The following is a 21,560-nucleotide window of genomic DNA, read 5'->3' as shown; positions in this document are numbered from 1 at the left end:
TTGCAGTGTTTGCTAGCCCAGGTTCTTGCCTAAGAGGGCATGGTAGAGCTCACTGTCACCCAAGATCCCCACCACCTTGTTGTTGTCATGCAACACCAGCTTGTTCCCCGTCTGGTAGCGAATCTGCAACGCATCGCGCATACCGATGTTGGAGTCCACCAGCGTCGGCACCCGGCCCAGACCTTCCACCGCTTGCCCCGGCGCCCAATTCTGCAGGTTCATCGCCACGCCATTCTGGCGTGCGCCCTGGATGGTGTTGCCTTCGGCCAGGTCCAGCCACGAGTCACCACCCGGATCAAGGCACACCGAACCGTTCACGCGCTTGCAGTTGTCCAGCGTGCGCATCAGGCTGCGTCCGCACAGCACGTTCAGTGGGTTGGTGTGGGCGACGAAGGTGCGTACATAGTCGTCCGCCGGGTTCAGCACGATCTCTTCCGGCACGCTGTACTGGATGATCTTGCCGTCTTTCATTATCGCGATACGGCTGCCCAGTTTCAGCGCTTCATCCAGGTCGTGGCTGACGAACACGATGGTCTTGCTCAACTTGCGTTGCAGCTCCAGCAGCTCATCCTGCAAACCTTGGCGAATCAGCGGGTCGAGGGCCGAGAAGGGTTCGTCCATCAGCAGGATATCGGCGTCCATCGCCAGGGCGCGGGCCAGGCCGACGCGTTGCTGCATACCGCCGGACAGCTCGTCGGGCTTCTTGTTGCGCCATTGGCTCAGGCCCACCAGTTCAAGCTTTTCATCCACCAGCGTGCGCCGTTCCTTCTCCGGACGGCCCTGCATTTCCAGGCCGAAGCTGATGTTCTCGCGTACCGTCAGCCAAGGCATCAGGGCGAACTTCTGGAATACCATGGCGATGCGTTTGGTGCGCATCATTTTCAACTCGGCGGGGGTGCAGGAGGCGATGTCGATCTGGCGACCTTCATGCTCTACAAACAGTTGGCCACGGCTGACGGTGTTGAGGCCGTTGATGCAGCGCAGCAGGCTCGACTTGCCGGAACCCGACAAGCCCATCAGCACACAGATCTCGCCTTTCTCGATATCCAGGCTGGCCTTTTCAACGCCGACAATCTGCCCGGTCTTCTTCAGAATTTCGTTACGGCTCATGCCCTGGTCCAGCAGCTTGAGCGCTTCGCGTGGGTCTTTGGAAAAGATCACGTCGACATTGTCGAATCGGATAATGCTCATGCATCACCCCCTACTTTAGCGTCGGGTTGTTTGCAGATACGGTCGAGCATGATGGCCAGCAAGACGATCGCCAGGCCCGCTTCAAAGCCCAGGGCGATGTCAGCGGTGTTCAGTGCGTTGACCACCGGCTTGCCGAGGCCGTCGGCACCCACCAGCGCGGCGATCACCACCATCGACAACGACAGCATGATGCATTGGGTAATGCCGGCGGCGATGCTCGGCATGGCGTGGGGCAACTCGATGCGCGAGAGTAACTGGCGGCGCGAGCAGCCAAAGGCTTTACCGGCGTCCATCAGCTCTTGCGGCACATCGCGGATACCCAGGTAGGTCAGGCGGATCGGCGCGGCAATCGCGAACACCACCGTGGAAATCAGCCCGGGCACCACACCCAGCCCGAAGAGGGTCAGGGTAGGGATGAGGTAGACGAAGGTCGGTACGGTCTGCATCAGATCGAGCACCGGCCGCATCATGGTGTAGAACATCGGCTTGTGCGCGGCAACAATACCCAGCGGCACGCCGATGACCACGCAGACCAGGGTGGCGAACAGCACCTGCGCGAGGGTTTCCATGGTTTCCTGCCAGTACCCCAGGTTGAGGATCAGCAGGAAGGAGGCAATGACAAACACCGTCAGGCCCCATTTGCGTTGAATAAAGTGAGCCAGCAGCGCAATCAGACCGATCAATGCCAGCGGATTGAACCAGGTCAGCGCAAACGTCACGCCGTGGATCATCGTTTCCAGTGTCGATGCGATTGCGTCGAAATAGTTGGCACCGTGTTGGGTCAACCAGTCGACGAAGGCAGCGATGTACTGGCCTAGAGGGATTTTCTGTTCAGTCAGCATGGTAGTGAATGTCCACATGCGAAGGGGAAAACATCCCGGGCCAGCGCACCGGCCCGGGGTCAGCGGGTGCTATTTGGCGAGGTAAGCTTTGACGGCATCGAGCCCTGGTTTGCCATCGACGGTGGTGACACCGGCGAGCCAGGTGTCGAGCACTTGCGGGTTCTTCTGCAGCCAGGCCTTGGCGGCGGCGTCGGCCTTCATCTTGTCGTCCAGGACGTTACCCATCAGGGTGCTTTCCATGTCCAGCGTGAACACCAGGTTTTTCAGCAACTGGCCGACGTTGCTGCATTCCTGGGTGTAGCCCTTGCGGGTGTTGGTGTAGATGGTGGCCTGGCCATAGTTGGGGCCGAACGAATCGTCGCCGCCGGTCAGGTACTTCATCTTGAAGCGGGTGTTCATCGGGTGCGGTTCCCAGCCGAGGAACACAATGGCCTGGTTGCGCTTGGAGGCGCGTTCAACCTGGGAGAGCATCCCGGCTTCGCTGGACTCGACCACCTTGAAGCCGGCGGTCTTGAGGCCGAAGGCGTCTTTGTCGATCAGTGTCTGGATAGTGCGGTTGCCGTCGTTGCCCGGCTCGATGCCGTAGATCTTGCCGCCCAGCTCATCCTTGAATTTGGCGATATCGGCGAAGTCTTTCAGGCCCTTGTCGTACAGCGCCTGTGGGACTGCCAGGGTGTACTTGGCGTTCTCCAGGTTGGCGCGCACGGTTTCCACGGTGCCGGCATCACGGTACTGCTTGATGTCGTTTTCCATGGTCGGCATCCAGTTGCCGAGGAAGATGTCCATGTTCTTGCCGTCGGCCAGAGACTTGTAGGTCACCGGTACCGAAATCATCGTGGTGCGCGGTTTGTAGCCCAGGCCCTTGAGGATTTCGCTGGTGGTCGCGGTGGTGACGGTGATGTCGGTCCAGCCGACATCGGAGAAGTTGACGGTCTTGCACTGTTCCGGTTCTGCGGCGTGTGCCATGACGGGCAGACTCAGCATGGCGGCCAACAACAACGAGGGTGAACCTTTCATCGGGGTAGACTCCTGTGTCTTTTCTGGCGGCATTCGCCGCGCTTTATAAGTGTTGCGGTTGGAGCGTGCGAGAACAGCTCTGGCGCGGTGCCTTGCAAACGAGTCGAGACTGATCATGTACCAGTGAAAATCTGACGCCTACAGGGGGCGTCGTATCCAGTACAGGGAGGGTCGCATCCAGTACCGATGACGTCGCTTACAGCTTTTTCCCAAGGTAAAACTGCTGTTTTTACCCATCTGCACCGCAAAAAACGGCCAAAACAGGCGTTCGCACGCGAGCGACGCTGGTGAGCATGGATGCGTCGGTGTGAGACGCCGTGGCGAGCAACAAAAGCTTGATGATGCCGCCATCTGGGCGATCTGAGCGTAGCACCTCGTTCAAGCCCGGCCCGCGCTTATCGAGGAGTTACACGTTAATGGCTATCAGCGTTTTCGACCTGTTCAAGATCGGCATCGGGCCTTCGAGTTCTCACACCGTGGGCCCCATGCGCGCCGCGGCGTTGTTCGTGCAGGCGTTGCGTGAGCGTGAACTGTTGGAACGGGTTCGGCGTGTCGAAGTGCAACTGTACGGCTCGTTGTCTGCCACTGGCATCGGCCATGGCAGTGACACCGCAACCATCATGGGCCTGATGGGCGAGTGGCCGGACGCAATCGACCCCTCGCAAATCGGCGTACGCATTCAAACCTTGCGTGAAACCGACACCCTGTTGCTGGACAGCCGCTTGCCGGTGCCATTTGTGTGGGCGCGGGACATGCGCTTGCTCGACGAGAACCTGCCGTTCCACCCCAACGCCATGACCCTGGTGGTATGGGGTGATGACGGCGAACTGCATCGCGATACCTACTATTCGGTCGGCGGCGGCTTTGTGGTGGATGAGGCCCAGGCCCAAAGCGGCGTGGCCGATATGGACCGCACCGAATTGCCTTACGATTTTTCCAGTGCGGTGGAGCTGTTGCAGCTGTGCAAGACCCACAACCTGCGCGTCGCCGAACTGATGCTGGCGAACGAAAAGACTTGGCGCTCCGAAGAAGAAATCCGCAGCGGCCTGATGAAACTCTGGCGCGCCATGCAGGATTGCGTGGAGCAGGGCCTCAAGCACGAAGGCATCCTGCCCGGCGGCCTCAATGTGCGCCGTCGCGCCGCCAAGTTGCATCGCAGTTTGCAAGAGCTGGGCAAACCCAATGTGATCGGCTCGACCTTGAGCGCCATGGAGTGGGTCAACCTGTTCGCCCTTGCGGTCAACGAAGAAAACGCCGCCGGTGGGCGCATGGTGACGGCGCCCACCAATGGCGCGGCGGGGATCATCCCGGCAGTGCTGCACTACTTCATGAAGTTCAGTGAGGAGGTCACCGAAGCCAACGTGGTCGACTATATGCTCGGCGCGGCGGCGGTAGGTATCTTGTGCAAGAAGAACGCTTCGATCTCCGGTGCTGAAGTCGGCTGTCAGGGTGAAGTAGGCTCGGCTTGCGCGATGGCCGCAGCTGGCTTGGCGGAGATTCTAGGTGCCACGCCGGAGCAGGTGTGCAACGCCGCTGAAATCGGCCTGGAACATAACCTCGGCCTGACCTGCGACCCGGTCGGCGGCCTGGTACAGGTGCCGTGTATCGAGCGCAATGCGATTGCGGCGGTGAAGGCCATCAACGCGGCGCAAATGGCCCTGCGTGGCGACGGCCAGCACTTTATCTCCCTGGACCGGGTGATCCGCACCATGCGTGATACCGGGGCCGATATGCATGACAAGTACAAAGAGACATCACGCGGTGGGTTGGCGGTGAGTGCGGTTGAGTGCTGAGACCCAGTCGCCTGCATCGGGGCTTGCCCCCGATAGCAATAGTGCAGACACAATTGCTCATAAAGTGAACACCAGATCAAAAAACGCCACCTTTTAGCGCGTCGCAAACAGATAAGTAGCTACCAAACGATTTCCCTCTCGTCACCTGCGCATTGTGCTTTGGGTGACAGACATGTCCTACGCCCGCAAAGTGCCTTCCCACAAGTGCTACCGATTTGCTCACACGCTTTGAGTAGCACCCTTCTCACGTCATATCCCGCACCCCACGCGCGGGCTTATATAGACGCATCAACAGGTCGTTTTCAGGAGTTATTGAATAGCCATTCAATTTTCGGCATGGCATTTGCTCTGTCAATTCAAAGCCTCTCTCCCCTCGCAGGGGATGAGCGCAATAACAAGAGCCTCGCCTGAGGCCATCACCCGCTTTGTGTGAGGAGATACCGCGATGACGTCGTTCAACTCCGGGGCCCAACCCCAGAACCGTGCGCCTCAATCCATCGGCTTTTTGCTGCTGGACAATTTCACGCTGATTTCACTGGCGTCGGCCGTGGAACCCCTGCGCATGGCCAACCAGTTGTCCGGCCGCGAGCTGTACCGCTGGACAACCCTGAGCGTGGACGGCAACCAGGTATGGGCCAGCGACGGCCTGCAAATCACCCCGGACGCCTCCATGCACAAAGCGCCGGCGCTGGACACGGTCATCGTCTGTGGCGGTGTGGGTATCCAGCGCACGGTCACCCGTGAGCATGTGTCGTGGCTGCAAAGCCAGGCGCGTCAATCCCGTCGCCTGGGTGCCGTGTGTACCGGCAGTTGGGCGCTGGCTTGCGCGGGTTTGCTCGACGGTTTTGATTGCAGCGTGCATTGGGAATGCCTGGCGTCGATGCAGGAAGCCTTCCCGCGCGTCGCGATGAGCACGCGTCTGTTCACGCTCGACCGCAACCGCTTCACCAGCTCCGGCGGCACTGCGCCGTTGGACATGATGCTGCACCTGATCAGCCGCGACCACGGCCGTGAATTGTCGGCTGCCATCTCCGAGATGTTCGTCTACGAACGCATCCGCAACGAACAGGATCACCAGCGCGTGCCGCTCAAGCACATGCTCGGCACCAACCAGCCGAAGCTGCAGGAAATCGTCGCGCTCATGGAAGCCAACCTGGAAGAGCCGATCGACCTGGATGAACTGGCGGTGTATGTCGCCGTGTCGCGCCGCCAGTTGGAGCGGCTGTTCCAGAAATACCTGCACTGCTCGCCGTCGCGTTATTACCTCAAGCTGCGCCTGATCCGTGCGCGGCAGTTGCTCAAGCAAACACCGATGTCGATCATCGAAGTGGCGTCGGTGTGCGGGTTCGTGTCCACGCCGCACTTCTCCAAGTGCTACCGCGAATACTTCGGCATACCGCCACGCGATGAACGTGTCGGCTCCAACACTACCCAGCAAGTGGCGATGATGCCGATTCCGCAGGCACTGGTGTTGTCACCGTTGTCGGGGCCGATGTCGGCGTTGAGCCAGGCCAGAAACGAGTCGACGTTTGCCAGTGTAAGGCTCTAAACCGAGTCGTCTGCATCGCAGGCAAGCCAGCTCCCACCTTGGAATGCGTTCTCCTGTGGGAGCTGGCTTGCCTGCGATAGCGGTATTTTCAGGCGCCGGAGTTCTGTTTGAATTGCATCAGCGCCGGCAACAACTGCTTGTCGATCGCCTGGCGTACCGCCGGTAAAATCGTCGCACTGCCGCTGTACATTTTTTCAACCATGCCCTTGAGCGCCTTGGCCCGCGCCTCGCTCAAACCGCGCACCGCACATTCACACGCCTGCTCGGCGGTGGTACCGCTGGATACTTCAAAACCCAGCGAGCGCAGTTGGCTCAGCAGGTCATCCTGGTCAATCAAATCCGCGTGCATCATGACGTTTATCCTGGTGTAGGGAACAGGGATTGACCTGGATTCTGGTTGGCCCCCGCTGGGTGGGCAAGAGCAGAATCGAGCAATGGCTTGGATGGCTATGAACAGGTCGTTTTCGGGTCACTTGGCAATACGGTTAATAGGCACACTGATCCCAGGCACGCAGCTTGACGGTTTGGTCACCCTCCAGATGCACAGCTCACACAAGGCCCCTCTGCCCCGATCCAGTCACGGCTGGCTCGGGGCTTTTTTTGCCGGCAAACCGATGACACGGCCAAGCAGGGCGGGCCTTGGCAGCTCGGCCTGTGCAGCGCTGATCGCGTCGAGCCGTTGCAGCGTGGCCTCGGTGAACGGTGTAGCTTGCGGCCCGGCCAGATCGACGTGCAGCAGCATCTGTTCATTGCCGGCCAGTTCCTTGTCATCGCCCACCCGGTGCAGGCTGTGATACAGGTGCAGGCGCTTGGCGTCATGGGCGATCAGTTGGGTGTGCACTTCAACCTCGGCGCCCAGTTTCACTTCGTGCAGGTAGTTCAGATGCAGCTCCAGGGTGAACAATGAGTGGCCGCTGGCTTCACGGTTGTCGCTGTCCAGGCCCAGGGTGTCCATCAGCGCGTCGGTGGCGTAGCTGAAGATCAGCAGGTAGAACGCGTCGCGCAGGTGGCCGTTGTAGTCCACCCAGTCGGGAAGGACTCGGGTGGTATAGGTGGTCAATGCGGGCATTATCGGTTCCCTTTATTCGGCGAAGGTCATGCCGTGCCGGGCCTTGGTGGTTTTCACCGCCTCAAGCACTGCCAACAGGCAATCATCACGATAGCGCTCCAGCGCCGAAATGCTGTGTTGGCCCAACTGATCGCTAGTGCCATCGACAACGTCGTCAATCAGCTTGTCGGTCAGCTCCGGTGCTGGCAGGTAGGTCCATGGCAACTGCAACGCCGGGCCGAATTGCGCCATGAAGTGCCGCATACCGGCATCACCGCCTGCCAGGGTGTAGGTGAGGAAGGTACCCATGAACGACCAGCGCAAGCCGGCGCCAAAGCGAATCGCGTCATCGATTTCGCCGGTGGTGGCCACGCCGTCATTGACCAGGTGCAGCGCCTCGCGCCACAACGCTTCGAGCAGCCGGTCGGCAATAAAACCGGGCACTTCCTTGCGCACATGCAGCGGGCGCATACCGAGGGATTCATACACCTTGATGGCCGCCTGGATCGCTTCTGGCGCAGTGCGCTTGCCGCCCACCACCTCCACCAAGGGCAGCAGGTAAACCGGGTTGAACGGGTGGCCGACCACGCAGCGTTCCGGATGGGTCGAACCTTCATAGAATTCGCTTGGCAACAGCCCGGACGTGCTCGAACCGATCAACGCATTCGGCTTGGCCGCCGCGCTGATCTGGCTGTGTAACTGCAGCTTGAGCTCCAGGCGTTCCGGGGCGCTTTCCTGAATGAAGTCGGCGTCCTTGACGCACTCCTCGATGGTGCTGACAAAGCGCAGCCGATGCTGGGAGGCACCTGCTGCCAGGCCTTGTTTTTCCAGCGCACCCCAAGCATTGGCGACGCGTTTGCGCAAGGCTGCTTCGGCACCGGGGGCAGGGTCCCAGGCGACCACATCCAGGCCGTGGGCGAGGGCACGGGATACCCAACCGCTGCCGATAACACCGCTGCCCAAGGCAGCGAAGGTTTTGATGTCAGTGATAAAGCTCATTGGCACATTCCTAAAGAGTTCGGGGATCCCCTCCCACATGTTTAACCGCGTTTGGTCAGGCCCATCTTGATTCGGCCCTCGGCCGGGGTCATGACCCGCGCACCCAGCCGGCTGAGGATTTCACGGGCGCGTTCCACCAACTGGCCGTTGGTGGCGAGCACGCCTTTGTCCAGCCACAGGTTGTCTTCCAGGCCCACCCGTACATTGCCGCCCAGCAGCACCGCTTGCGCGGCCATCGGCATTTGCATGCGACCAATCCCGAACCCTGCCCACACCGCGTCGGCGGGCAGGTTGTCGACCATGGCTTTCATGGTGGTGGTGTCGGCCGGTGCGCCCCAGGGAATGCCCAGGCACAGTTGGAACAGCGGGTTATCGAGCAGCCCTTCCTTGATCATCTGCTTGGCGAACCACAGGTGGCCGGTGTCGAAAATTTCCAGCTCGGCCTTTACGCCCAGGGCCTGGATACGCTTGGCGCCGGCCCGCAGTTGCGCCGGGGTGGACACGTAAATGGTGTCGCCGTCGCCGAAGTTGAGGGTGCCGCAGTCCAGGGTGCAGATCTCCGGCAGCAGCTCCTCCACATGCGCCAGGCGGGTCAGTGGGCCGACCAAGTCAGTGTTGGGGCCGAAGTCCATCGGGTTCTCGCCGCCACCGATTTCCAGGTCGCCGCCCATACCGGCGGTGAGGTTGACGATGATGTCGATGTCGGCCTCGCGGATGCGCTCCATCACTTCACGGTACAGGGCTACATCGCGGCTGAATTTGCCGGTGTGCGGGTCGCGTACATGGCAGTGCACCACGGTGGCGCCGGCCTTGGCGGCTTCTACTGCGGCGGCGGCAATTTGTTTGGGGGTGACCGGCACGTGCGGGCTTCTGGCGGTCGTGTCGCCAGCACCGGTGAGTGCGCAGGTGATGATGACGTCGTGGTTCATGAGGCGGTTCCTTACAGGCGTGGTGGTGCCGTTCGCGGTCGCAAGTGGCCGCGAAACGGTGATTCGGAGAAGGTTATTTGCTGGTGAGTTTCAGGTTGGCGGCTGCGGGTTTGCCATCGAACGTGGTCACGCCCTCCAGCCAGCGCTGCTGGTCTTGAGGGTGATCCTTGAGCCACTGCCTGGCGGATTCCAGGGCATCCTTGTGATCGAGCAGCGGCTGCATCATGCGGCTCTCGTCGGCGGCGGTGAACGTCAGGTTGGTCAGCAGCGTGTGCACGTTGGGGCACTGCTCGGCGTAGGTTGGCGACGTGACGGTCCATACGCTGGCCCGGCCTTCGTTCGGCCCCAGGGCGTCTTCGCTGCCGGTGAGGTAGGTCATCGCCACATTCACGTTCATCGGGTGCGGCGCCCAACCAAAGAACACCACGGCTTCCTTGCGGCGCACGGCGCGGTCCACGGCGGCCAACATGCCGGCTTCGCTGGACTCCACCAGTTGGAACTTGCCCAGGCCAAACTGGTTCTTGGCAATCATCGCCTTGATCTGGGTATTGGCACCCGAGCCAGGCTCGATGCCGTAGATCTTGCCGCCCAGCTCTTTCTGGAACCTGGCGATGTCAGCGAAGGTCTTCAGGCCCTTGTCCGCCAGATAAGTCGGCACCGCCAGGGTGGCGCGCGCGTCTTCCAGGCTGGGTTTATCCAGGACCTTGACCTGCCCGGCCTCGACAAACGGCGTGATGGTCTGGGTCATCAGCGGGTTCCAGTAGCCCAGGAACAGGTCCAGGCGTTGGTCGCGGATACCGGCGAAGATGATTTGCTGGGAGGCGCTGGTTTGTTTGGTCTTGTAGCCGAGGCCGTCGAGCAGCACTTGAGTCATGGCGCTGGTGGCGATCACGTCGGTCCAGTTCACCACGCCCATGCGTACGTTCTGGCATGAAGCGGCATCCGCTGCCATGGCGTTAGTGCTCAAAACGGCGCTGGCGCTGAGTGCAAGTACGCAACGGCGGATCAGTCGGTTCATGGTGGGTCCCTCGGCAGGTCGTTATTGTGGGGGCCGGTGTCTTTGTGCACCGTGACGCCACGTTACGCAGCTTGGCGAACCACAAAGCGCACGACGGCGACCGGCTCTTGCACTGCAGCGACCTGTCCCCTTGAATCCGTGCATCAACGGGAGTATCACAGTGCCACGCTGCCCGCCCCACGAGAGCGCCACCATGTCCCAGGATTTCTACTTCTTGCTGATGCCGGGTTTTTCGGCCATCGGTTTTATCTCGGCCTTGGAACCGTTACGGGTCGCCAACCGCTTTCGTGGCGAGTTGTACCGCTGGCACATATTGAGTGCAGATGGCGGTGCGGTGCTGGCGAGCAACGGTATGTCGGTCAACGCCGACGCCGCGCTGGAGCCGCTGGAAAAAGGCGCCACATTATTAGTGGTGGCCGGTTTCGAGCCTTTGCAATGCTCCACCCCGGCGCTGGAGCATTGGCTGCGTCGCCTCGATCACGACGGCGTGACCTTGGGCGCCATCGACACCGGCGCCTGTGTGCTGGCCGAAGCGGGGCTGCTCGATGGCCACCGCCTGACCCTGCACTGGGAAGCCATCGACGCCTTCAAGGAAGCCTATCCGCAGTTGAGCGTGACTCAGGAACTGTTCGAGATCGACCGTCGCCGCATTACCTGCGCCGGCGGCACCGCGTCCATCGACTTGATGCTCGATCTGATCGCCCAGGCCCACGGCTCGGAACTGGCGGTCCAGGTCTCGGAGCAATTCGTGCTCGGCCGTATACGCCCACGCAAAGACCACCAGCGCATGCAGATCGCCACGCGCTACGGCATCAACAACAAGAAACTGGTGCACGTGATCGGCGAAATGGAGCAACACACCGAACCGCCCCTGAGCACCCTGGCCCTGGCCGACGCGATCAAGGTCACCCGGCGTCAACTGGAGCGCCTGTTTCGTCTGCATCTGAACGACACCCCGAGCAACTTCTATCTCGGCCTGCGCCTGGAGAAAGCTCGGAAACTGCTGCGCCAGAGCGACATGAGTGTGCTGGAGGTGAGCATTGCGTGTGGGTTTGAGTCGCCGTCCTATTTCACCCGCAGCTATCGCGCCAGGTTTGCCAAGTGTCCTAGGGAGGATCGGCGACGGGAGGTGGTTTGACGGACAATTATAGTCAATTATACTTATCGATATAATTTATAGTCCTTTCCATAATTGAGTGTAAAACCATGTCCACGCACAGCGGCTTTGTGTTTCGCCGCCCCACCCTGGCAAGCAGTATTGCCGATGGCCTGGTGGGGGCCGGTATTCAGGATTTCACCTCCGGCCTGTTTCTTGCGGCGCCCCGACGCACGGGCAAAAGCACCTTTCTGCGCGAGGACCTGATTCCGGAATGTCAGCTCCGGGGCTGGCTGGCGGTGTATGTCGACCTGTGGGCCAACAAGGAAAAAGACCCCGCCGAGCTGATCGCGAGTGCCATTGCGGGGGGGTTGGTGCCGTTTGAAAAGGGCATTCGCAAACTGGCAAAGAACATTGGCATCGAGAAACTAAGCTTTCTGCGTACGCTTTCCTGGGACTTTACCAAGCCACAATTGCCTGTCGGTGCGACGCTGACCCAAGCGTTGGAATTGCTCCATAGGGCTGCAGGAAAACCCGTTGTGCTGGTGATTGACGAAGCACAGCACGCATTAACCACCGAATCAGGTATCAATGCGATGTTCGCGTTGAAGGCTGCCCGGGATCAGCTCAACCAAGGCCGTTACGAGGAGGGCAGCGGTTTGCGCCTGGTGTTTACCGGATCCAATCGCGACAAGCTCGCCCATTTGGTATTGGGTAAAAGCCAGCCATTCTTCGGTTCCAGCATCACGCCGTTTCCGCTGCTGGGCAAAGCGTTCACCCAGGCCTACACCGCGCACCTCAACGCGCACCTGGCCAAGAACAACCAATTCAACGCGGCTGATATTGATGAGGCGTTTGAGCGGGTAGGTCGGCGTCCCGAGATGTTGCGCACGATCATCGGTGAAGTCGCATTGGAGCTGGGCGAGGCGAGCAATCTGGGCCAACTGCTGCACAGTCGTGCAGAACTGCTGCGCGCGGGTGTATGGACCGAGTTCGAAAGCGCCTGGAACGCCCTGACCATCCCTCAGCGCGCCGTGCTGGAGGTGATGGTGGAGCGTTCTCAAAACAACGAACCCTTCGCGCCATTCACCGATAGCACCCTCACGGCTGTCAGCAAGGCGCTGGAAAAGATGGGTAGCGACGTGGTGCCGGGTACCCAGACCATCCAGGCCTGCATCGATGCCCTGCGCGATAAGGAACTGGTGTGGAAGTCGAGCCGAGGCGGCTATGCCCTGGAGGACAAAACCTTCGGTGACTGGCTGCAACACAAGAACCCTGCACCGCGCTAAAAGGCCGGCTCCTAAAGAGAGCGGGTGTGGCTTATTTCTTTACCAGAGCCGAGCATGCCGCCTTGTAGGCTTCATGCTGGTACTTGTTCAGCGTCGCGGGCAGATCAAAGGTGTGCTTCTTGTTCTGTGCATTGATGGTCTGCGGCGACAGCAGCGTCACCTCCACCCCGTCCAGCAACTGAAACACCCCTTCAATCTTGAACGTCGTCGGGCCGCCGGCAAACTCGCCTTTTTTGCTGCGCTTCTTGATCGCGATACGGGTAATGGCGTTCGCCTGCACGAAGGCCTTTACCTGGGCGGCGAAGGCTTTGACGTTGGCCGCTTCATCGTCGTCATCAAGGGCGATTTTCTTGGTGGCCAGGGCGATGTGGGTCAGTGCCTGGTTGTCCAGAGCGGCGAGGGCGATGATGGCTTCGCTGCCTTTGATTTCGATGCCGCAAGTAGTCATGGAATGCTCCGCGCCCCAGAAAATGCTCATGGGTAAGTTATTTATCGGGGCGCATGATACCGCCAAGCTCAAACAGCTTCTTTACGGTTTCGCTCATGGGCTGCATTTGAGAGATCTCAATGTGCAATTTCAACAAACTGGCTTTCTTGATTTCTTCGTCGAGTTCATTTTGGCGCTCGTTTGGCCCGTGGATTTTTTTGCGCCAGCCGCTTAGGCCAAATACGGTTAGCCATGATGCGACGAGGGCGTATATGACGAGGGCGATCAATGAAAGCGCCTCTCGAGCACGTACGAAGTTAAATACAAGATCGAGGGTGTCAGGATCAGCAGGTTTGTAGCCGGCCTTCAGCTCTGACTGGATTTTCAATGCAGCTGCTAAAAAATCCGGATCGTTATTTAATTTCTTTGAAAGCTGCGGGATATAGTCTTTCTCGGTGTCACCCTCTTTAAGAGCGGTGATGCGGTTTTCGAATAATCTCTGATTATGCTGGTTTGAAAAGTTGTCCAGAGACGCGTTGGTCTGTACTTCGATTCGATAATCCAGGTAAGCCAATGACAGGATGGCAAACAGCGCGCCGCCGAGCATCAGCAAGCCGCAAACAGCGGCAAATTTGTACAGGTTGTCGGTGGGAGGGGTAGGAAACCATTGCATTGTTCAGTACTCATCCTTGAGAGGGAAAGCATCGTTAAATTTGACGAGCGCGCAAAAGCAGCGTGGGACTTGCTTGGCCAATAGGGTGCGCAAATCACTCCTGCCCAATCGACTCCAAAAACTCCGACCGCTCATCACTCATCCGCGCCAGGCAATCATTCTGCGCAATCGCATACTCCTTGCTGCCATTGACCGCCGGGAAGGTGTCCACCGCGCAATCGGCATCGCGCAGTTTTTCCCATTTCTGCTGGGCGTCCTTCAGACGGGCGGTAATGTCGGCCAGTTTGGTCTTGTCGCTGCCGTAGGTTGAAGCCATGCGCTCCAGCAGGCCCTGATAGTTATCCTTGAGCAATTGCTCGGCGGTGGTTTTGTTGTAGGCGGCGCAGGCCAGGGTCTGTTTGTCGTTTTCGATGCCGTCGCACGGCGTGCTGTCGGTGTCTTCGGCTGCGTGAACGCCGGTTGCGATGAGTGCCAAAGCCAGGAAAATCGATTTCATTGCGCCGTCTCATATCACGTGATGCGCAATTCTGGCTCAAGCGTAAGACAAAGAACAGCCGCCCGTCAGGCATGTCTACACAGCCTTTGTCGTGGATTGACGCTTTCGGCAATTCCCCTGTCGTTTTTGCACCCGGCTCGGGTTGTCCCTGGGCATATGCTGGCCCCAAAGCGCCGGCAGACGATTCGGCGCATGAATCGCCAATAAGGGGACGCCTGATGAGCCCAGCCGAGTTGCACGCCGACAGCATCGTTATCGACGGTCTGATTATTGCCAAGTGGAACCGCGACCTGTTCGAAGACATGCGCAAAGGCGGCCTCACCGCCGCCAACTGCACGGTGTCGGTGTGGGAAGGCTTCCAGGCCACGATCAATAACATCGTCGCCAGCCAGACCCTGATCCGCGAGAACAGTGACCTGGTGATCCCGGTGAAAACCACCGCCGACATCCGCCGTGCCAAGGAACAGGGCAAGACCGGCATCATCTTCGGCTTCCAGAATGCCCATGCGTTTGAAGACCAGCTCGGCTATGTCGAGATCTTCAAGCAGCTCGGCGTTGGCGTGGTGCAGATGTGCTACAACACCCAGAACCTGGTGGGCACCGGCTGCTACGAGCGCGACGGCGGGTTGTCGGGCTTCGGGCGCGAAATCGTCGCCGAGATGAACCGTGTCGGCATTATGTGCGACCTGTCTCACGTCGGTTCCAAGACCAGCGAAGAAGTCATCCTCGAATCGAAAAAGCCGGTGTGCTATTCCCACTGCCTGCCGTCCGGGCTTAAGGAACACCCGCGTAACAAGTCCGATGAAGAACTCAAGTTCATCGCCGACCACGGTGGGTTTGTCGGCGTGACCATGTTCGCGCCGTTCCTGGCCAAGGGCATCGATTCGACCATCGACGACTACGCCGAAGCCATCGAATACACCATGAATATCGTCGGCGAAGACGCCATCGGCATCGGCACCGACTTCACCCAGGGGCATGGCCAGGATTTCTTCGAAATGCTTACCCATGACAAGGGCTACGCCCGCCGCCTGACCAGCTTCGGCAAGATCATCAACCCGCTGGGCATCCGCACCGTGGGTGAATTCCCCAACCTCACCGAGACCCTGCTCAAGCGTGGCCACCCCGAGCGCGTGGTACGCAAGATCATGGGCGAGAACTGGGTCAACGTCTTGAAGGACGTCTGGGGCGAATAAGCCAGACACCTATCGGCAACACCACAACGAATTTTTCTGGAGTTAAGTTTCCATGGCCAAGATCGCCCCGCAATTGCCAATCGAAGTCGACAGCGAAACCGGTGTCTGGACCTCCGACGCCCTGCCCATGCTGTACGTGCCGCGCCATTTCTTCGTCAACAACCACATGGGTATCGAAGAAGTGCTGGGCGCTGATGCCTACGCCGAGATCCTCTACAAGGCCGGCTACAAATCCGCCTGGCACTGGTGTGAGAAAGAAGCCGAGTGCCACGGCCTGGAAGGCGTCGCGGTGTTCGAACACTACATGAAGCGCCTGTCGCAACGTGGCTGGGGCCTGTTCAAGATCCAGGACATCGACCTGGATAAAGGCACCGCCAGCGTCAAGCTTGAGCACTCGGCGTTCGTCTACGTGTACGGAAAGGTCGGGCGCAAAGTCGACTACATGTTCACCGGCTGGTTTGCCGGTGCCATGGACCAGATTCTTGAGGCCCGTGGCAGCAAGATCCGCACTGTCGCCGAACAAGTCTACGGAGGCTCCGAAGAGGGCCACGACGATGGCCTGTTCACCGTCAAACCGTTGTAAGCCGAGGACCGTGCCATGGCTTTCGAAGCAATGTTTGCGCCGATCCAGATCGGCAAGCTGACCATCCGCAACCGCGTGCTCAGTACCGCCCACGCCGAGGTGTATGCCACCGACGGCGGCATGACCACCGACCGCTATGTGAAGTACTACGAAGAGAAAGCCAAGGGCGGTATCGGCCTGGCGATCTGCGGCGGCTCCTCGGTGGTGGCCATCGACAGCCCCCAGGAGTGGTGGAGCTCGGTGAACCTGTCCACCGACCGCATCATCCCGCACTTTCAGAACCTGGCCGACGCCATGCACAAGCATGGCGCCAAGATCATGATCCAGATTACCCACATGGGCCGTCGCTCACGCTGGGACGGCTTTAACTGGCCGACCCTGATGTCGCCGTCCGGCGTGCGTGAGCCGGTGCACCGTGCCACCTGCAAGACCATCGAGCCGGAAGAAATCTGGCGCGTGATCGGCAACTACGCCCAGGCGGCGCGTCGTGCCAAGGCCGGTGGCCTGGATGGCGTCGAGCTGTCTGCCGTGCACCAGCACATGATCGATCAGTTCTGGAGCCCGCGGGTCAACAAGCGTACCGACGAATGGGGCGGCAGCTTTGAAGGCCGCATGAAGTTCGGCCTGGAAGTGCTCAAGGCCGTGCGTGCCGAAGTAGGCGATGACTTCTGCGTGGGCATGCGCCTGTGCGGTGACGAGTTCCACCCGGACGGCTTGTCCCATGAGGACATGAAGCAGATCGCCAAGTATTACGACGACACCGGTATGCTCGACTTCATCGGCGTGGTGGGCTCGGGGTGCGACACCCACAACACCCTGGCCAACGTGATCCCGAACATGAGTTACCCACCGGAGCCGTTCCTGCACCTGGCAGCCGGGATCAAGGAAGTGGTCAAGGTTCCGGTGCTGCACGCGCAGAACATCAAGGACCCGAACCAGGCCACGCGCATCCTCGAAGGCGGCTATGTGGACATGGTCGGCATGACCCGTGCGCACATCGCCGACCCGCACCTGATTGCCAAGATCAAGATGGGCCAGATCGACCAGATCAAGCAATGCGTGGGCGCCAACTACTGCATCGACCGCCAGTATCAAGGCCTGGACGTGCTGTGCATCCAGAACGCCGCGACCTCCCGTGAATACATGGGCGTGCCGCACATCATCGAGAAAACCACCGGGGCCAAGCGCAAAGTGGTCGTGGTGGGCGCAGGCCCCGCCGGTATGGAGGCTGCACGTGTCGCCGCCGAACGCGGCCACGACGTGACCCTGTTGGAGAAAAAAGAGTTCATCGGCGGGCAGATCACCACCGCTTCGAAAGCGCCGCAGCGCGACCAGATCGCCGGTATCACTCGCTGGTACCAGCTGGAGTTGGCGCGCTTGAAAGTCGACCTGCGCCTGGGCGTGGCGGCGGATGCCGAGACCATCCTGGACCTGCGTCCGGATGTGGTGGTGCTGGCGGTGGGCGGGCATCCGTTCATCGAACAGAACGAACATTGGGGCGCCGCCGAAGGCTTGGTGGTGAGCAGTTGGGATGTGCTTGACGGCAAAGTCGCGCCGGGCAAGAACGTGCTGGTGTACGACACCATTTGCGAGTTCACCGGCATGTCGGTGGCGGACTTCCTGGCCGACAAAGGCTGCCAGGTGGAAATCGTCACCGACGACATCAAGCCTGGTGTGGCGATTGGCGGTACGTCGTTCCCGACGTACTACCGCAGCATGTACCCCAAGGAAGTGATCATGACCGGCGACATGATGCTGGAAAAGGTCTATCGCGAGGGCGACAAGCTGGTGGCAGTGCTGGAAAACGAATACACCGGCGCCAAAGAGGAGCGTGTGGTCGACCAGGTGGTGGTAGAGAACGGCGTACGCCCGGACGAGGCCCTTTACTACGGGCTCAAGGAAGGCTCACGCAACAAGGGCCAGATCGACGTCGAAGCGCTGTTTGCGATCAAGCCGCAGCCATGCCTGAGCGAAGCGGGTGAAGGGTACTTGCTGTTCCGCATTGGTGACTGTGTGGCCCAGCGCAATACCCACGCCGCAATCTACGACGCCCTGCGCTTGTGCAAGGATTTCTAAGCCGACACCGAACCAAAAAGTGGACTCGGTTCAAATGTGGGAGGGGGCTTGCCCCCGATAGCGGTGGGTCAGCTACAACAGTATCAACTGACACTCCGCCATCGGGAGCAAGCCCCCTCCCACATTTCAAGGCCAGTTTCACAGTAGACCTGTGTGGTCTGTGGGAGCTTCATCATGTTGAACACCTTGCTGCCTATTCTGTTGTTTGCCGCTTTGGGCCTTGCGGTCCTCGGCGCCCTGCGCCGGGTGAACATGTGGCGCCGTGGGCGTGCATCCAAAGTCGATCTGCTGGGCGGTCTTCTGGCCATGCCCAAGCGCTATATGGTTGACCTGCACCACGTGGTCGCCCGCGACAAATACATTGCCAATACCCACGTCGCCACGGCGCTGGGCTTTGTGCTGTCAGCGCTGCTGGCTATTGCGGTGCACGGCTTCGGCCTGCAGAACCGCATTCTTGGCTATGCCTTGCTGCTGGCTTCGGCATTGATGTTTGTGGGCGCGATCTTCATGTACCTGCGCCGCCGCAATCCGCCTGCGCGCCTGTCCAAGGGCCCATGGATGCGCCTGCCGAAAAGCCTGATGGCGTTCTCGGTGAGCTTTTTCCTGGTGACCTTGCCGGTGGCCGGGATTCTGCCCGCTGACTTTGGCGGCTGGCTGCTCGCTGCGCTGCTGAGCGTGGGCGTGCTGTGGGGCGTATCGGAAATGTTCTTCGGCATGACCTGGGGCGGGCCGATGAAGCACGCCTTCGCGGGTGCCCTGCACCTGGCCTGGCACCGCCGCGCCGAGCGCTTCGGTGGTGGCCGCTCCACCGGTCTGAAGCCGCTGGACCTCAGTGATAAAACCGCGCCGCTTGGCGTGGAAAAGCCCAAGGATTTCACCTGGAACCAGTTGCTCGGCTTCGACGCCTGCGTGCAATGCGGCAAGTGCGAAGCAGCGTGCCCGGCGTTCGCTGCCGGCCAGCCCCTGAACCCGAAAAAGCTTATCCAAGACATGGTCGTCGGCCTGGCCGGTGGCACCGATGCCAAGTTCGCCGGTAGCCCATACCCAGGCAAACCGGTGGGCGAACACGGCGGTAACCCGCATCAGCCGATCGTCAATGGCCTGGTGGATGCCGAGACGTTGTGGTCGTGCACCACATGCCGCGCCTGCGTGGAAGAGTGCCCGATGATGATCGAGCACGTTGACGCCATCGTCGACATGCGCCGCCACCTCACCCTGGAAAAAGGTGCCACGCCGAACAAGGGCGCCGAAGTCCTGGAAAACCTGATTGCCACCGACAACCCTGGCGGTTTCGCACCGGGCGGTCGCCTCAACTGGGCGGCGGACCTGAACCTGCCGTTGCTCAGTGACAAGGGCAGCTGCGAGGTGCTGTTCTGGGTCGGCGACGGTGCCTTCGACATGCGCAACCAACGCACCCTGCGGGCGTTTGTCAAAGTGCTCAAGGCGGCGGGGGTGGACTTTGCGGTACTCGGCCTGGAAGAACGCGACAGCGGTGACGTAGCGCGGCGTCTGGGCGATGAAGCAACTTTCCAATTGTTGGCCTCGCGCAATATCCAGACGTTGGGCAAATATAGCTTCAAGCGCATTGTTACCTGCGACCCGCACAGTTTCCATGTGCTGAAAAACGAGTACGGCGCCTTCAACGGCAATTACTTCGTACAGCATCACAGCACCTTCATGGCCGAGTTGATCGGCGACGGCGCGCTCAACCTGGGCCAGCACAAAGGCAGCAGCGTGACCTACCACGACCCTTGTTACCTGGGCCGCTACAACGGCGAATACGAGGCACCGCGCCAAGTGCTGCGGGCGTTGGGCATCGAGGTCAAGGAAATGCAACGCTCAGGCTTCCGTTCGCGCTGCTGCGGCGGTGGCGGCGGCGCGCCGATCACTGACATTCCCGGCAAGCAACGTATCCCCGACATGCGCATGGAAGACATCCGCGAAACCGGTGCCGAACTGGTGGCCGTGGGCTGCCCGCAATGTACGGCGATGCTTGAAGGTGTGGTCGAGCCGCGGCCATTGATCAAGGATATTGCCGAGCTTGTGGCCGACGCTTTGCTTGAAGACCCTGTGCCGGCAAAAGCGCCTAAACGTGAACCCGCGGAGGTGCATTGATGAGCGACATTATTCGCCGTGACCCTCGGGCCGAATGGATCGCCCGTAACCGTCTTCACCCCTTGCACGCGGCCATGCAGCCCGTGCAGCAGAGCTGGATGGGGCCCAACGGCATCATTCGTAAAAACGTGCACGGTGTCGGTTTTATCGGCCCCAACGGCATCAAGCGTATTGACCGCAGCGGTGCCCAGCAGGGCGGTGCGGCCAAGCGTACGGCGGCGGTGGAGGTACAGTTGCCACTGCATCAGGTGCCAACGCCCGCGTTCTACATCAGTGTGGTGCCGGACATGGTCGGTGGCCGCTTGAGCAGCCACGACCGTGACTTGCTTGGCCTGGCCAGGCAACTGGCTGGCAGCGACGGCGCGGTGCTGGCCGTGGTGTTTGGTGAACACAAGGAAAACGCCTTCGCCACTGCCGGTGTCGATCGCCTGCTGGTACTGGACGGCCACGCGTTCGACGGTTATTCACCGGAGCAACGCGTACAAGGCCTGCGCGCTGTGGATAACCAGTTCAATCCGCGCCACTGGCTACTGCCGGACAGCCGCAGCGGCGGCGGTGAATTGGGTCGGCGCTTTGCCGCCAGCCTCAAGGAACGCCCGGCGACACGCGTTTGGCAAATCAAGGGCGATGAGTGCATCGGCCGTGCGGGGGCGGGCCAGCAAGATTTGGCCCGGCCGCTGCCGCGCCTGATCCTGGCGGCCGTTGAGTGTGCCGACCCGGTCAGCGAGACCCGGCATGAGGTACTGCCCGTAGAGTTATCCACAAGCCTGGCGCGCAGTTTGTCGCGTATCGAGGACCTGGGGGCGGTGGCGGTGGATCCTGCGGCGATTCCCATGGCCGAAGCGGAATTCATTTTCTCCGGTGGCAATGGCGTGAAGGACTGGGCGCTGTTCCACCAGACCGCCGCAGCCCTGGGCGCCACCGAGGGCGCGTCGCGGGTGGCGGTGGACGATGGCTTCATGGCGCGTGATCGTCAGGTCGGCGCCAGCGGCACCTGGGTCACGGCGCGGGTGTACGTGGCCGTGGGTATTTCCGGGGCGATCCAGCACCTGCAAGGCATCGGGGCCTGCGACAAGGTGGTGGCGATCAACCTCGACCCGACCTGCGACATGATCAAGCGTGCCGACCTGTCGGTGATCGGCGAAAGCGCCGCGATTCTGCAAGCCTTGATCGATGCGGTGCAGGCCTACCGCAACGGCGCCAAGCGCGATGCAGCTTAGGGA

Annotated in this window: 20 protein-coding genes; 9 read left to right on the top strand and 11 right to left on the bottom strand. The window is 60.5% G+C overall.

Going from position 1 to position 21,560, the window contains the following annotated elements:
* Window positions 1-12 precede the first annotated feature (12 nt).
* From choV to LJX92_RS24750, 3 genes are all read right to left on the bottom strand, one after another.
* Window positions 13-1,191 (bottom strand): choline ABC transporter ATP-binding protein, encoded by a 1,179-nt coding sequence (choV, locus tag LJX92_RS24760; protein WP_005792170.1) that lies wholly within the window; start codon window positions 1,189-1,191, stop codon window positions 13-15.
* Entirely contained in the window at window positions 1,188-2,033 is an 846-nt protein-coding gene (choW, locus tag LJX92_RS24755; RefSeq protein ID WP_003194913.1) for a choline ABC transporter permease subunit, read from the bottom strand. Before choW ends, choV begins: the two co-directional genes overlap by 4 nt.
* Window positions 2,034-2,102: 69 nt before the next feature.
* Window positions 2,103-3,050, bottom strand: a complete 948-nt coding sequence (locus tag LJX92_RS24750; RefSeq protein ID WP_032879044.1) for a choline ABC transporter substrate-binding protein — start codon at window positions 3,048-3,050, stop codon at window positions 2,103-2,105.
* A 416-nt stretch (window positions 3,051-3,466) separates the two neighbouring features.
* On the opposite strand from LJX92_RS24750, the gene LJX92_RS24745 reads away from it, so the two are divergent.
* Entirely contained in the window at window positions 3,467-4,843 is a 1,377-nt protein-coding gene (locus LJX92_RS24745) for an L-serine ammonia-lyase (RefSeq protein ID WP_032879045.1), read from the top strand.
* A 445-nt stretch (window positions 4,844-5,288) separates the two neighbouring features.
* Window positions 5,289-6,392 (top strand): GlxA family transcriptional regulator, encoded by a 1,104-nt coding sequence (locus LJX92_RS24740; RefSeq protein WP_005792167.1) that lies wholly within the window; start codon window positions 5,289-5,291, stop codon window positions 6,390-6,392.
* Between the two features lie 88 nt (window positions 6,393-6,480).
* Here the strand turns inward: LJX92_RS24740 and LJX92_RS24735 are convergent, their stop codons facing one another.
* From LJX92_RS24735 to LJX92_RS24715, 5 genes are all read right to left on the bottom strand, one after another.
* Window positions 6,481-6,744 carry a hypothetical protein gene (locus LJX92_RS24735; protein WP_032879047.1) on the bottom strand — a complete coding sequence of 88 codons (264 nt, stop codon included), beginning with the start codon at window positions 6,742-6,744 and terminating at the stop codon, window positions 6,481-6,483.
* Window positions 6,745-6,969: 225 nt separating this feature from the next.
* Window positions 6,970-7,461, bottom strand: a complete 492-nt coding sequence (locus LJX92_RS24730) for a thioesterase family protein (RefSeq protein ID WP_032879049.1) — start codon at window positions 7,459-7,461, stop codon at window positions 6,970-6,972.
* A 12-nt stretch (window positions 7,462-7,473) separates the two neighbouring features.
* The gene (locus LJX92_RS24725; RefSeq protein ID WP_078822524.1) at window positions 7,474-8,439 is read right to left on the bottom strand and encodes an L-carnitine dehydrogenase; all 966 of its coding nucleotides are present in this window, start codon (window positions 8,437-8,439) and stop codon (window positions 7,474-7,476) included.
* A 41-nt stretch (window positions 8,440-8,480) separates the two neighbouring features.
* Window positions 8,481-9,368: a 3-keto-5-aminohexanoate cleavage protein gene (locus LJX92_RS24720; protein ID WP_078822523.1), complete on the bottom strand. Its 888-nt coding sequence runs from the start codon at window positions 9,366-9,368 to the stop codon at window positions 8,481-8,483.
* A gap of 73 nt (window positions 9,369-9,441) precedes the next feature.
* Window positions 9,442-10,386 carry a choline ABC transporter substrate-binding protein gene (locus tag LJX92_RS24715; protein ID WP_032879054.1) on the bottom strand — a complete coding sequence of 315 codons (945 nt, stop codon included), beginning with the start codon at window positions 10,384-10,386 and terminating at the stop codon, window positions 9,442-9,444.
* Window positions 10,387-10,579: 193 nt separating this feature from the next.
* Here LJX92_RS24715 and LJX92_RS24710 point away from each other — a divergent pair, with 193 nt between their 5' ends.
* Both LJX92_RS24710 and LJX92_RS24705 read left to right on the top strand, forming a co-directional pair.
* On the top strand, window positions 10,580-11,524 hold the full coding sequence (locus LJX92_RS24710; RefSeq protein ID WP_005792161.1) for a GlxA family transcriptional regulator: 945 nt from the start codon (window positions 10,580-10,582) through the stop codon (window positions 11,522-11,524).
* 68 nt (window positions 11,525-11,592) lie between these two features.
* Window positions 11,593-12,771, top strand: a complete 1,179-nt coding sequence (locus LJX92_RS24705) for an ATP-binding protein (protein WP_228309059.1) — start codon at window positions 11,593-11,595, stop codon at window positions 12,769-12,771.
* A 31-nt stretch (window positions 12,772-12,802) separates the two neighbouring features.
* Here the strand turns inward: LJX92_RS24705 and LJX92_RS24700 are convergent, their stop codons facing one another.
* The 3 genes from LJX92_RS24700 to LJX92_RS24690 form a co-directional block, all read right to left on the bottom strand.
* Window positions 12,803-13,219: a DUF3010 family protein gene (locus tag LJX92_RS24700; RefSeq protein ID WP_148854078.1), complete on the bottom strand. Its 417-nt coding sequence runs from the start codon at window positions 13,217-13,219 to the stop codon at window positions 12,803-12,805.
* Between the two features lie 37 nt (window positions 13,220-13,256).
* Window positions 13,257-13,871 (bottom strand): hypothetical protein, encoded by a 615-nt coding sequence (locus LJX92_RS24695; protein ID WP_032879060.1) that lies wholly within the window; start codon window positions 13,869-13,871, stop codon window positions 13,257-13,259.
* Window positions 13,872-13,965: 94 nt separating this feature from the next.
* A complete protein-coding gene (locus LJX92_RS24690) occupies window positions 13,966-14,367 on the bottom strand; it encodes a lysozyme inhibitor LprI family protein (RefSeq protein WP_005792155.1) in 402 nt (133 codons plus the stop codon).
* A gap of 218 nt (window positions 14,368-14,585) precedes the next feature.
* On the opposite strand from LJX92_RS24690, the gene LJX92_RS24685 reads away from it, so the two are divergent.
* The 5 genes from LJX92_RS24685 (at window position 14,586) to LJX92_RS24665 (ending at window position 21,557) form a co-directional block, all read left to right on the top strand.
* Window positions 14,586-15,563 carry a dipeptidase gene (locus tag LJX92_RS24685; protein ID WP_005792153.1) on the top strand — a complete coding sequence of 326 codons (978 nt, stop codon included), beginning with the start codon at window positions 14,586-14,588 and terminating at the stop codon, window positions 15,561-15,563.
* Between the two features lie 52 nt (window positions 15,564-15,615).
* A complete protein-coding gene (locus LJX92_RS24680) occupies window positions 15,616-16,146 on the top strand; it encodes a DUF5943 domain-containing protein (protein WP_005792152.1) in 531 nt (176 codons plus the stop codon).
* 15 nt (window positions 16,147-16,161) lie between these two features.
* Complete coding sequence (gene dgcA, locus LJX92_RS24675; protein ID WP_032879068.1) at window positions 16,162-18,222, top strand: dimethylglycine demethylation protein DgcA; 2,061 nt, start codon at window positions 16,162-16,164, stop codon at window positions 18,220-18,222.
* 174 nt (window positions 18,223-18,396) lie between these two features.
* Window positions 18,397-20,337, top strand: coding sequence for a dimethylglycine demethylation protein DgcB (gene dgcB / locus LJX92_RS24670; RefSeq protein WP_148854077.1), 1,941 nt, complete (start codon window positions 18,397-18,399; stop codon window positions 20,335-20,337).
* On the top strand, window positions 20,337-21,557 hold the full coding sequence (locus LJX92_RS24665) for an electron transfer flavoprotein subunit alpha/FixB family protein (RefSeq protein ID WP_032879074.1): 1,221 nt from the start codon (window positions 20,337-20,339) through the stop codon (window positions 21,555-21,557). The genes dgcB and LJX92_RS24665 overlap by 1 nt, the downstream gene beginning before the upstream one ends.
* Window positions 21,558-21,560: the final 3 nt, after the last annotated feature.

Origin of the sequence: Pseudomonas sp. HN8-3, from assembly GCF_020790195.1 — a bacterium.
Classification (GTDB): domain Bacteria; phylum Pseudomonadota; class Gammaproteobacteria; order Pseudomonadales; family Pseudomonadaceae; genus Aquipseudomonas; species Aquipseudomonas synxantha_A.
This window is presented reverse-complemented; position numbering and strand designations above follow the sequence as displayed.

Excerpts from the sequence above, each read along its gene's own strand:
- LJX92_RS24745 (WP_032879045.1), top strand. The coding sequence starts at position 3,467 with ATGGCTATCAGCGTTTTCGACCTGTTCAAGATCGGCATCGGGCCTTCG.
- LJX92_RS24725 (WP_078822524.1), bottom strand. The coding sequence starts at position 8,439 with ATGAGCTTTATCACTGACATCAAAACCTTCGCTGCCTTGGGCAGCGGT.
- LJX92_RS24690 (WP_005792155.1), bottom strand. The coding sequence starts at position 14,367 with ATGAAATCGATTTTCCTGGCTTTGGCACTCATCGCAACCGGCGTTCAC.
- LJX92_RS24705 (WP_228309059.1), top strand. The coding sequence starts at position 11,593 with ATGTCCACGCACAGCGGCTTTGTGTTTCGCCGCCCCACCCTGGCAAGC.
- LJX92_RS24665 (WP_032879074.1), top strand. The coding sequence starts at position 20,337 with ATGAGCGACATTATTCGCCGTGACCCTCGGGCCGAATGGATCGCCCGT.
- LJX92_RS24750 (WP_032879044.1), bottom strand. The coding sequence starts at position 3,050 with ATGAAAGGTTCACCCTCGTTGTTGTTGGCCGCCATGCTGAGTCTGCCC.
- dgcB (WP_148854077.1), top strand. The coding sequence starts at position 18,397 with ATGTTGAACACCTTGCTGCCTATTCTGTTGTTTGCCGCTTTGGGCCTT.
- LJX92_RS24685 (WP_005792153.1), top strand. The coding sequence starts at position 14,586 with ATGAGCCCAGCCGAGTTGCACGCCGACAGCATCGTTATCGACGGTCTG.
- dgcA (WP_032879068.1), top strand. The coding sequence starts at position 16,162 with ATGGCTTTCGAAGCAATGTTTGCGCCGATCCAGATCGGCAAGCTGACC.
- LJX92_RS24710 (WP_005792161.1), top strand. The coding sequence starts at position 10,580 with ATGTCCCAGGATTTCTACTTCTTGCTGATGCCGGGTTTTTCGGCCATC.
- LJX92_RS24720 (WP_078822523.1), bottom strand. The coding sequence starts at position 9,368 with ATGAACCACGACGTCATCATCACCTGCGCACTCACCGGTGCTGGCGAC.
- LJX92_RS24680 (WP_005792152.1), top strand. The coding sequence starts at position 15,616 with ATGGCCAAGATCGCCCCGCAATTGCCAATCGAAGTCGACAGCGAAACC.
- choV (WP_005792170.1), bottom strand. The coding sequence starts at position 1,191 with ATGAGCATTATCCGATTCGACAATGTCGACGTGATCTTTTCCAAAGAC.
- choW (WP_003194913.1), bottom strand. The coding sequence starts at position 2,033 with ATGCTGACTGAACAGAAAATCCCTCTAGGCCAGTACATCGCTGCCTTC.
- LJX92_RS24700 (WP_148854078.1), bottom strand. The coding sequence starts at position 13,219 with ATGACTACTTGCGGCATCGAAATCAAAGGCAGCGAAGCCATCATCGCC.
- LJX92_RS24735 (WP_032879047.1), bottom strand. The coding sequence starts at position 6,744 with ATGATGCACGCGGATTTGATTGACCAGGATGACCTGCTGAGCCAACTG.
- LJX92_RS24715 (WP_032879054.1), bottom strand. The coding sequence starts at position 10,386 with ATGAACCGACTGATCCGCCGTTGCGTACTTGCACTCAGCGCCAGCGCC.
- LJX92_RS24740 (WP_005792167.1), top strand. The coding sequence starts at position 5,289 with ATGACGTCGTTCAACTCCGGGGCCCAACCCCAGAACCGTGCGCCTCAA.
- LJX92_RS24730 (WP_032879049.1), bottom strand. The coding sequence starts at position 7,461 with ATGCCCGCATTGACCACCTATACCACCCGAGTCCTTCCCGACTGGGTG.
- LJX92_RS24695 (WP_032879060.1), bottom strand. The coding sequence starts at position 13,871 with ATGCAATGGTTTCCTACCCCTCCCACCGACAACCTGTACAAATTTGCC.